The sequence below is a fragment of the Candidatus Latescibacterota bacterium genome, assembly GCA_019038625.1.
Taxonomy (GTDB): domain Bacteria; phylum Krumholzibacteriota; class Krumholzibacteriia; order Krumholzibacteriales; family Krumholzibacteriaceae; genus JAGLYV01.
The window spans coordinates 1-3,420 of the sequence record JAHOYU010000101.1; the positions used below are offsets into that span (position 1 = coordinate 1).

The window sequence follows — 3,420 nt, forward strand, 5'->3', positions numbered from 1 at the left end:
TTTTTCCAGTCACCGTGGAATCACAGTGACTCTAACCATGCCAGGATGTCGGGATTTTTACGCCATGACGAATGTGAGACAGATTCGGCATGGGGCGGGGTTGCTTTCGCGATTGCTTCCCGCTTCATGTCCAGATCGATAGTGGCGTATTTGTTGGTAGTATTAGTGCTGACATGGCCGAGCCAGTTAGCGATGCTGACGAGATCAACACCGGATTTGAGAAGATGAACTGCCGTGCTATGCCTCAAACTGTGGGGATGGAGACGCTTACCTTTGAGGGAGGGATGAGTTTCCGCTGCCTTCCGTACGTACTTCGCCAGAATGTATCTGACCCCGAACCTGGTGAGAGTCGTGCCAAGATGATTTGTGAATAAGGTAACTGGCTTCCTAGGGTCAATTTCCCGCTCTTCGACGTATTCATGCAGTACGTGCGCGGTCTTTGCCCAGATCGGACAGATACGTTCCTTACGTCCCTTGCCGAAGATATGTACACTAAACGGAGAGGACAGGTGCAGATCACTAGCCTTCAGATCAACGACTTCCTGTACTCGGGCCCCTGTGTTGAACATGAGGATCAAAAGAGCATAATCACGACGACCATCTGGTTTTGAACGGTCGACCTCATCTAAAACAGCTTCCAATTCCTCAAACTCCAGATATTCAATTGTGCGAGTACGCATGCGCTTAAAGGGGACACTCAAGATTTGTTGAGACAGGTGAAGGTACTCGGGGAATGTAGTGGCGACACAACGAAAAAAGCTATGGACTGCCGAAAGGCGAATATTACGTGTACCGGTCGAATTATGTCTTTGTGTTTCAAGGTGATTAAGGAAAGCCTCAATTCTGTTTACGGTCATATCGTCGAAGCAAAGGCTGTCGACCGAACCATTGTCACGCGACAGGAAAAGGAGCAGTAGCTTCAGGCTGTCCCGATAACTGTGGACAGTGTGGAGACTCATGCCTTTTAGTTGTGGCAGGTAATTGCAGAAAAAGCCCTGCAATGCGATTCCCAACTCGTTTGATTTCTTTTTCTTCATCGTATACCTCCAATCATTTGTATTCAAGTTCTTCTGGTTCTACATTCTCATTCCAATCTGTAATAAGGCTGTCATATTTCTGTTCGAAACGAGTGCTGGCCACGCGCCGAAGAGATTCTACGAAAGGCAAGTAGCATTGGGTGGAAACGATACTGACATGTCCCATGTATGTGGACAATTGCGGAAGCTTCGCCAGCACATCTTCGCCATTGTGGTACCAGCGCAGTAAAGCATTGACGGCAAAGCAATGGCGAATATCGTGAATACGTGGTGGGATACCTTTCGGGGTAAGGATCTTAAGCGATGCGCAAAGAAGTCTCCAATTGCGCCCTAAACCGGTACCCGTGTAAGCTCTACCCTCATGACCGCCGGCGTTGTTCCAGATGAGCGGCGATGATGCTTTAATCGGCAGCCCGCATCTTTGACGCTGCTTTAGATATGCACGCAATTCAGCATCGACGGTAACAGAAAGAGGAATGATACGCTCTTTGTGAAACTTTGTGCAACGTATGAACAACGTTGATTCGCCTGAATTAAAATCGCCGAGGGTCAAGCGCAGGAGTTCCCCGCGGCGCAATCCGCTGGTATAGAGCAGGATGATGGCTAACCGGATAACCTGGGGCCTCAAAGGACTCAGCGGTAAAGCTGGAAGCTGTTGAGCAGCACAGAGAAGCCGGGCAATATCCGTGGAAGAGAGGATGTAAGGAATGAATTGCGAGTGGTTGGCTGGGAATGTCAGAATATCTGGAATGAAGCTCCACGGATGCGAGCGTCGACGATAGAGGCAGAAGTTGCGAACCATGCGCATGCGATTTCGTCTAACCGTCGGCGTGATGTTAGCAAAAGTATCGCACCATTGGTTGAACAATCTTCCGTCCAGTTCCTCCGCCCAAGGGCACTGAATTGCCAAGAAAGCATCCAAGGAACGTAAGGTGGCGTTCTCTACTCTGTATATCTTGCCAAGGGAACGGTGGAGTTGGAGATATGCTGTAATTTCTTCCGCGAGAAAACTTTGTAATGGTATCGATGACTTGACTTTCTTCCAATATCTTGCCGGTGGCAGACCGTTGAGAGCAGTGGCATCTACACGAATGTCGATATCAGCATAATCCGGCACTTCGAGCGCTACACTGCGTAGATCGTCAATCGCTAATCGTAAGTAAACACAGGTACTCTCTGCGTTGCGATGCCCTAGAATGTCGCCAATGACTTTGACTGATGTGCCTTGCCGGAGCAGGCGAACGGCATAGGAGTGCCTAAGGCAGTGAGGGCCATGACAAGGAATATCCATGCCACTGAGGCGGACCTGGCGCTGAAATACTTCAGTGACAGCGGTCGGCTTCAGTCGGCCATTTGGTGCTCGAATACGTAGAAAGACTTCCCGGAAGGAAAGACTTGGCCGTCCATTCTTCAGATATTCAATCAATGCATCGGCCACCGCATCAGTTAGAGGAAGGACGAGTTGGTTATCAGTCTTACCCTGGGGAATACAAATCGTGGCGGCACGCCAGTTGATATCGTCTAAGGTCAACGACACGACTTCACAAGACCGCAGACCATAAGTAGCGACCAAAAACAGCATGGCGTAATTGCGAATGCCATGTGTATCTGTTCGATCAATAGAAAGAAGAAGCTCATTGACTACCGTCCATGGGAGAGAACGCGGCAATTTTTCAAGTCGGTATACTTTTGGTGTATCAATTATTTCATGAAGCGGAGTCTGTAAGACTCCTCTGCTGTACTCGAAGCGGAGAAAGGCGCGCAAATATCCCACCACATGCTGCAGTGAGTACCGATTAAGATTTTTGGAACAGATACCAAGGAAGTCCTCGACTTGCTTTAAGCTTAGATCGAGCAAGGCTTGTTCGTTCGTCTCGAAACCTATTGAATCAAGAAAACGACCCAGATACATGATGTGCGACCGAATCGTAGTGTTGACCAGCCCTCTTACATCCTTCAGATAACTGGAAAAACGCTCCAATTCATTATCCGAGCGATTTTTGGAGATGGGAAATGGTGGTGGAAGTCCGCGGGTTTCATCAAGAAATTGTTGCAACTGTCGAATGGTTCCCGCGATGCCCGGGCTATCTTGACGAAAATGTTGCCAGGCATTCTGAAAATCGCAATGTGTGAGTTCACTGGCGGATCGTAAATCTTGCTTCTGGAGAAAAGCTATAATGTTACGTGTATTGTTGAGCTGATTCCGGATGGTGCCAAGTGTATAGCCACGTTGGTGAGACCAATTCGTGAACTCATCAAGAATGGGGCCAAAAATGGGAAGAGACAGATAGTCCTGATAGGACCGGGGGCGGATAGTGAAGATCATACTGAATCTCCTTTCGAGTTAGGTTACTATTCAGGAGATCCTAATATGATTGGAATT

Annotated in this window: 2 protein-coding genes; both read right to left on the minus strand. The window is 48.4% G+C overall.

Going from position 1 to position 3,420, the window contains the following annotated elements:
• Window positions 1-20: 20 nt before the first annotated feature.
• Complete coding sequence (locus KOO63_07505; GenBank protein ID MBU8921651.1) at window positions 21-1,037, minus strand: site-specific integrase; 1,017 nt, start codon at window positions 1,035-1,037, stop codon at window positions 21-23.
• A gap of 13 nt (window positions 1,038-1,050) precedes the next feature.
• On the minus strand, window positions 1,051-3,363 hold the full coding sequence (locus KOO63_07510; GenBank protein MBU8921652.1) for a tyrosine-type recombinase/integrase: 2,313 nt from the start codon (window positions 3,361-3,363) through the stop codon (window positions 1,051-1,053).
• Window positions 3,364-3,420: the final 57 nt, after the last annotated feature.